Raw genomic sequence first — 6003 nt, 5'->3', positions numbered from 1 at the left:
CGCTGCGGGCGGGTCCGGACGACGTCCCCGCGCGGCCCTTCGGCCTTCCCCCGGTCGGCGGGACCGCGCCGAGCGTGCCTGCGCTCGTGCAGCTCAGCGTGCCGGACCCGCGACGGTCGGCGCAGTGGAGGCGACCCTCTACTTTTTGCCGCCCGGCGCGCGACCGGGACGGCGTCCACCAGGCGGGCGTTCCGGCCGCGGGCGGAGGGGGCCCGGTAACGTAGGCCGGGTGATCGAGACCTCTTCTGCTTCCTCCGCTTCGGGTGCCGTCGCCGCGGGGCTGGCGACGCTGGCCGCAGACGGCACCGTCCTGGACACCTGGTTCCCCGCGCCCGAGCTCGCGCCGGTCGCCGACAAGGCCGAGACCGTACGGCTGACGGACGACGAGGCGGTGGCGGCCCTCGGCGCCGACGTCGCGGCCGGGCTGGGCCCGGACGAGATCCGCGGGGTCGAGGTCGTGGCCGTGCGCACGGTGATCGGGTCGCTCGCCGAGGCCCCGGTCGACGCGCACGACGCGTACCTGCGCCTGCACCTGCTCAGCCACCGTCTGGTGCGGCCGCACGGGGCGAACCTGGACGGGATGTTCGGACTGCTCGCCAACGTCGCGTGGACCAACCTGGGCCCGGTGGCGGTCGACGCCGTCCCGGCGGCGCGGCTGCGCGCGCGGGCCGCGCGCGTGTCGTTCGAGGTCGCGGGCGTCGACAAGTTCCCGCGCATGACGGAGTACGTCGTGCCGTCGGGAGTGCGGATCGCCGACACGACGCGCGTGCGCCTCGGCGCGCACCTGGCGTCCGGCACCACGGTGATGCACGAGGGCTTCTGCAACTTCAACGCCGGGACGCTGGGCGCGTCGATGGTCGAGGGCCGCATCAGCGCGGGCGTCGTGGTGGGCGACCACAGCGACATCGGCGGCGGCGCGTCAATCATGGGCACGCTGTCGGGCGGCGGCAAGCAGGTCATTTCGGTGGGCGAGCGGTGCCTGCTGGGGGCCAACGCCGGCATCGGCATCTCGCTCGGCGACGACTGCGTGGTCGAGGCGGGGCTGTACGTCACGGCCGGCACCCGCGTCACGCTGCCGGACGGCAACGTGGTCAAGGCGGCAGAGCTGTCCGGCCGCAACGGACTGCTGCTGCGCCGCAACTCGACGAGCGGCGCAGTGGAGGGCATCTGGCGCACCGAGTCCTGGGGCGCCCTGAACGAGGACCTGCACAAGAACGACTGACGGGCGGACGGGCGGACGACCGTTCCACCACCGACCAACGGGCGGGCCGCGGCAACGCCGCCCCGCCCGTTGTCGTGTCCGACATGGGCAGCGGATCGTGTGAAACCAAACGCCCGTTCACAAACGCCGGTTCACTAACATCCGTTCGCAAACCCCGGTTCACTAACGCCCGTTCACTAACGTCAGTTCACAAACCCCGATTCACAAACACCCGTTCGCAAACGCCGGTTCACAAACCGCGCAGCCCCACGCCCTCAGGCCGCGGACTCGGCCGACCCCAGCGACCTGACCGCCTCAACCACCACCGCCACATCCGTCAGGTCCCGCAGCACGATGTCCGCGCCCGCCCGCGCGAGTTCCTCCGCGGTCGTGTACCCCGTGGCCACGGCCACGCACATCGCGTCGTTGTGCGCGGCCGCCTCCACATCGCGCACGGTGTCGCCGATCAGCACGGTCCGCGCCGCCGTGAACCCGCCCCCGAGGACCTCCACCGCCCGCCCGATCGCGATCGGCACGAGCTTGTCGCGGTCCTCGTGGTCGTCGCCATAGGCCCCGACACCCAGGCACAGGTGCCGTGCCGCGTCGCCCAGCAGCGACAACTTCACCGGCGCGGTCGCCGCCTGATTGCCCGTCAGCACGCTCTGGACGACGTACGGCAACTCCGCCAAGACCTCGATCGCCGCCACCGCGCCCGGCAGCGCGACGCCCTCGCCCCGAACCTGCTCCGCCCGCGCGGTGAAGATCTCCGCGAACGTCTCGTTCAGGCGCGTGATCAGGTCGTCGGTCGGCAGCAGCCCGTGCGCGCGCAGCGTCTCGCGCGCGATGTGCAGGTCGGTCCGCCCGCCGAAGTCGACGCGCTCGGTGAGCGGTCGCCCGGTGACGGCGAGCAGCGCGTCGGCGTACGCCTCCCGACTCGCGGGCCCCGCCTTCACCAGCGTCTGGTCGATGTCCCACAGCACCAGGACCGGCCCGGCCGAGTTCCCCGCTTGTCCGTCTGCCACGGCGCCAGACTAGTTTCCGCAGGTGGCCGTGGCGAGAGCCCGCCGCAGCGCGCCCCCGCCCGCACCACGCGGCGCCCCCGCGACGGCCAACGCCCGTCCCCTACTCCTCCACCAGGTCCGCCGCCTTGGCCCCCGTGGCGACCGCCCGGATCACCTTCCCTGTCGGCGTCCGCGGCAGCGGCGTCGTGCGGATCTCCCAGTGCGTCGGCACCTTGTAGTACGCGAGGCGTTCGCGCACGTAGGCCGCCAGCTCCTCCGCCTCCGGCGCCGCCCCCGCCCGCGGCACCACGATCGCCTTGGCCTCCTCGCCCAGGTCGTGGTGCGGTACGCCGACCACCACCGACTCGGCGACGTCCGGGTGCGCGTCGAGGCAGTGTTCGATCTCGGCCGGATAGATGTTCTCGCCGCCGCGCAGGATCAGGTCCGAGCGCCGCGTCGCCATGAAGAACTGCCCGTCCCGCGCGTACCCGAGGTCGCCCGTGCGGAGCCAGCGGTCCGGGGTGATCGACTTGGCGGTGGCCTCCGGGTTGCGCCAGTACTCCAGCATGACGAGCGGGCTGCGGATCCAGATCTCGCCCTCCACGCCGTCCGCGAGGCGCTGCCCGTCGTCGCCGTGCACCTCGACCTGCACGGTCGGCACCGCGACGCCGATCGCCCCCGGCGTCGTCTCCAACTGCGCGGCACCGGCCGAGGTGGCCACACCGCCGCTCTCGGTCAGGCCGTAGCCGACGCCCATCGCGCCCTTGGCGTTCGGGAAGACCTCCTGGAGCCGGGTGATCAGCTCGGGGGCGAACGACGCGCTGCCGCCGCCGAGGCGCCCGACCGAGGACAGGTCGAACGAGCCGGAGTCCGGGTGGTTCACCACGCGCCAGCCCACCGTCGGCACGAGGGACCAGTTGGTGCAGCGCTCGCGTTCGATCATGCCGAGCACCGCCGGGACGTCGAAGCGCCCGCTGTAGAGCACCATCGTGTGGCCGTCCGCGCACGCCGCCACCGCCCCGGCGAGCAGCCCCGACACGTGGAAGAACGGGCTGTTGACCAGCCAGCGCCCGGGCCGGGTCGCCGCGGCGCGGCGTTCCTCCGGGAGGTGGGCGATGCCGCGCGCGGCGAGCAGCGCCTGCACGTTCTGCATGGCGATGACGTTGCGATGGGTGAGGACCGCGCCCTTGGGGCGGCCGGTGGTGCCGGACGTGTAGAGGATGACCGCGGCGGCGTCCTCGTCGTCGGGTCCGGCGGGGAGGGCGGCGTCCGGCGCGTACCCGACCAGGTCGGCGAAGCCGGACTCCATCTCGACGACGGGCACCGGCGGTTCCGGCAGGCGTTCGAGGCGGCGCCGGTCGGCGACCAGCACCTTCGGCTCGCAGTCGGCGAGGCCGTAGCGGATCTCGTCGCCGGCCCACCAGCCGTTCATACCGACGGCGACGGCGCCGAGGGACACCGTCGCCCAGAAGGTGACAAGCCATTCGGGGCGGTTGTTGGCGAGGATCGCCACCCGGTCGCCGGGTCCGACACCGTAGCGCTCGCGCAGCGCGCACGCGACGGAGGCCACCGCGCGGGCGTGTTCGGCGTACGTCCAACGCGTGCCGTCGTCGTGCACGAGGTATTCGCGGTCGCCGTACGCGGCCGAGTCGGCGACGAAGGACGCGAGCGACCGCCGCCGGTGCGCGAGCACCCGCATCGTGACGCCGAGGACGTCCTCCTCTCCCAGCTCGAAGGGCGAGCCGGGCGCGGTCAGCGCGGCCATGGGGTCCGCGGCCGAGCCGGGTGCGGGGGAAGACGCCGGTGCGGGAACGGAACCGGGGGTCGAGATCGCCATATGCGGACCCTAAGAATGCTTGACCGAGTCAGTCAAGTGGTCGCGGTGTGCGAACATCTCACCCGACCCTGCCGGCATCCGCGCAGGTTGGCACGTGTCGCACGCCAAAACCCCGACGCGCACACCCGCGGCCGCATGCGGAGCGCTTCATCTTGCGAACACCAACCTGACGCAACGTCAGATCAACCTGACCCCGCCGGGGTCCAACCAAGCCCCGCCGCGAAGCCGACCGCCGCCGGGGATTCCGAGCGAACCGGAACGTCCTGCCCTGAGCCGTACTTCGGTGCGCGAGGGCGCGGGGCGACTCGGGGTGGGTCGGGGCGGGTGGGTCGGGATGAGGCGGGTCGGGTCGAGGTGGGTCGGGGCGGGGTGGGTCGGGTCGCGACGGGGCGCGACGGGGCAGGTCGGGTCGGGTCGGGTCGGGTCGGGATGAGGCGGGTCGGGTCGGGGCAGGGCGGGTCGGGTCGGGTCGGGATGAGGCGGGTCGGGTCGGGGCAGGGCGGGTCGGGTCGGGTTGGGGTGGGTCGGGTCGGGTCGAGTCGGGTCGGGGCATACCCTGCCCCGGTACGCTGTTGGCGAGTCCGGCGGACTGCCGGTGCCGTGGGCGGATCCGGAGGAGGCGGTCGAGCGTATGCGCATCGCGGCGACGCTGTTCCGCCTGCTCCTTTTCGCGGTCATCGTGCTCGGCACCGCCGGGATGCACACGATCGGGCATCCGCCGGAGGCACGTGCGGCGGTGACGCACGTTGCCGAGGCGCCCTGTCCGGACGGGCACTGCCCCGCGTCCCCGGCACCGATCGCGGGGGCCGCCGACCATCGCGCGCCGGACGGGCACCACGGCGCCGGGGGCATGGACCCCATGTCGCTGTGCCTTGCGGTGGCGCTCGCGGGATTCGTACTGGCCGTCGCGTGGTTCGCGGTGGGCCGAAGGGCGCGCGGGCTCGCACGGGCAGCGCGTGGCGCCTGGGGGCGCCACGTCTCGGGGCTTCCGCCGGCGAGACCTCCCGACCTCTCCCGACTCGCGGTTCTGCGGATATAGGCCGGCGCGTGCCGGCGGGCGTTCTCGCCTGCCCGCATTCCGGCCTGTCCGCCGCCGTGCCCCGAGCGCGAGTGCTCCCGGGCGCGGCGAACACCGAAGAGTTTCGGGAGAAATACGTATGAAGCGCCGTACCACGCGCGCCCTTTCGCTGTCCGCGATCGCGCTGTCAGGTGCCCTTGCCCTGGCCGCCTGCGGGGGCGACGACAAGGACGACACGGACCACGCCACGGGCGGTTCGCCGTCCGCATCCGCACCCGCCGCCGCGCCCGGGGCGTCCCAGGGGGCGTTCAACGACAGCGACGTGATGTTCGCGCAGATGATGATCCCGCACCACGAGCAGGCCGTGGACATGGCGAAGGTCGTGCTGGCGAAGTCGGCCGACGCCGACGTACGCCGCCTGGCGACCGCGATCGAGGCAGCGCAGGCGCCCGAGATCGCGCAGATGAAGGGCTGGCTCGCGGCCTGGGGCAAGCCCGCCGAGGCGCCTGGTGGGATGGACCACGGGTCCGGCGGCGACGGCATGATGTCGGACGCCGACATGGCCAAGTTCCGCGCCGCGACCGGGGCCGAACTCGACCGGCAGTTCCTGGAGATGATGATCGTCCACCACGACGGCGCCATCGCGATGGCCGAGGAGGAGTTGGCCAAGGGCGTCCATCCGGAGGCCCGTGAGCTGGCCGAGGCGATCAAGTCCTCGCAGGCCGCGGAAGTCCAGGAGATGCGGCAGCTCCTGGCCGGGCGTCCGGGCGCGGCGGGAGGCGCGTCCGCACCGGCCACCGGGGGCGGCGGGCACCACTGAACCCGCGGAGCCGACGTCCGAGTCACTGAGCGGGCGTTGACGACGGCTCCGGACGCCTGAACGAGGCCGGAAAACCAGGGCGGTCCGGTACGCCCCCGCGTATCGGACCGCCCACCCCGCACCGCG

General features: G+C 73.4%; 5 protein-coding genes. 3 read left to right on the top strand and 2 right to left on the bottom strand.

The window, feature by feature from the left end; all coding sequences use genetic code 11:
* Window positions 1-229: 229 nt before the first annotated feature.
* The gene (gene dapD / locus ACRX5S_RS22105) at window positions 230-1222 is read left to right on the top strand and encodes a 2,3,4,5-tetrahydropyridine-2,6-dicarboxylate N-succinyltransferase (RefSeq protein WP_436774762.1); all 993 of its coding nucleotides are present in this window, start codon (window positions 230-232) and stop codon (window positions 1220-1222) included.
* Window positions 1223-1476: 254 nt separating this feature from the next.
* Here dapD and ACRX5S_RS22100 read toward each other — a convergent pair whose 3' ends face one another.
* Both ACRX5S_RS22100 and ACRX5S_RS22095 read right to left on the bottom strand, forming a co-directional pair.
* Window positions 1477-2223 carry an HAD family hydrolase gene (locus ACRX5S_RS22100; protein WP_436774761.1) on the bottom strand — a complete coding sequence of 249 codons (747 nt, stop codon included), beginning with the start codon at window positions 2221-2223 and terminating at the stop codon, window positions 1477-1479.
* Between the two features lie 100 nt (window positions 2224-2323).
* A complete protein-coding gene (locus ACRX5S_RS22095; RefSeq protein ID WP_436774760.1) occupies window positions 2324-4039 on the bottom strand; it encodes a class I adenylate-forming enzyme family protein in 1716 nt (571 codons plus the stop codon).
* A gap of 631 nt (window positions 4040-4670) precedes the next feature.
* On the opposite strand from ACRX5S_RS22095, the gene ACRX5S_RS22090 reads away from it, so the two are divergent.
* Window positions 4671-5078: a DUF6153 family protein gene (locus ACRX5S_RS22090; RefSeq protein WP_436774759.1), complete on the top strand. Its 408-nt coding sequence runs from the start codon at window positions 4671-4673 to the stop codon at window positions 5076-5078.
* A gap of 118 nt (window positions 5079-5196) precedes the next feature.
* The gene (locus tag ACRX5S_RS22085) at window positions 5197-5877 is read left to right on the top strand and encodes a DUF305 domain-containing protein (RefSeq protein ID WP_436774758.1); all 681 of its coding nucleotides are present in this window, start codon (window positions 5197-5199) and stop codon (window positions 5875-5877) included.
* Window positions 5878-6003: the final 126 nt, after the last annotated feature.

Source organism: Yinghuangia sp. YIM S09857, from assembly GCF_051388915.1.
Lineage (GTDB): Bacteria > Actinomycetota > Actinomycetes > Streptomycetales > Streptomycetaceae > Yinghuangia.
Note: the sequence above shows the minus strand (reverse complement) of the source record. Positions and strands in the feature narration are given on the sequence as shown.

What these genes read in the sequence shown, in the direction of transcription:
- ACRX5S_RS22095 (WP_436774760.1), bottom strand. Translation starts at nt 4,039, where the DNA reads ATGGCGATCTCGACCCCCGGTTCCGTTCCCGCACCGGCGTCTTCCCCC.
- ACRX5S_RS22090 (WP_436774759.1), top strand. Translation starts at nt 4,671, where the DNA reads ATGCGCATCGCGGCGACGCTGTTCCGCCTGCTCCTTTTCGCGGTCATC.
- ACRX5S_RS22085 (WP_436774758.1), top strand. Translation starts at nt 5,197, where the DNA reads ATGAAGCGCCGTACCACGCGCGCCCTTTCGCTGTCCGCGATCGCGCTG.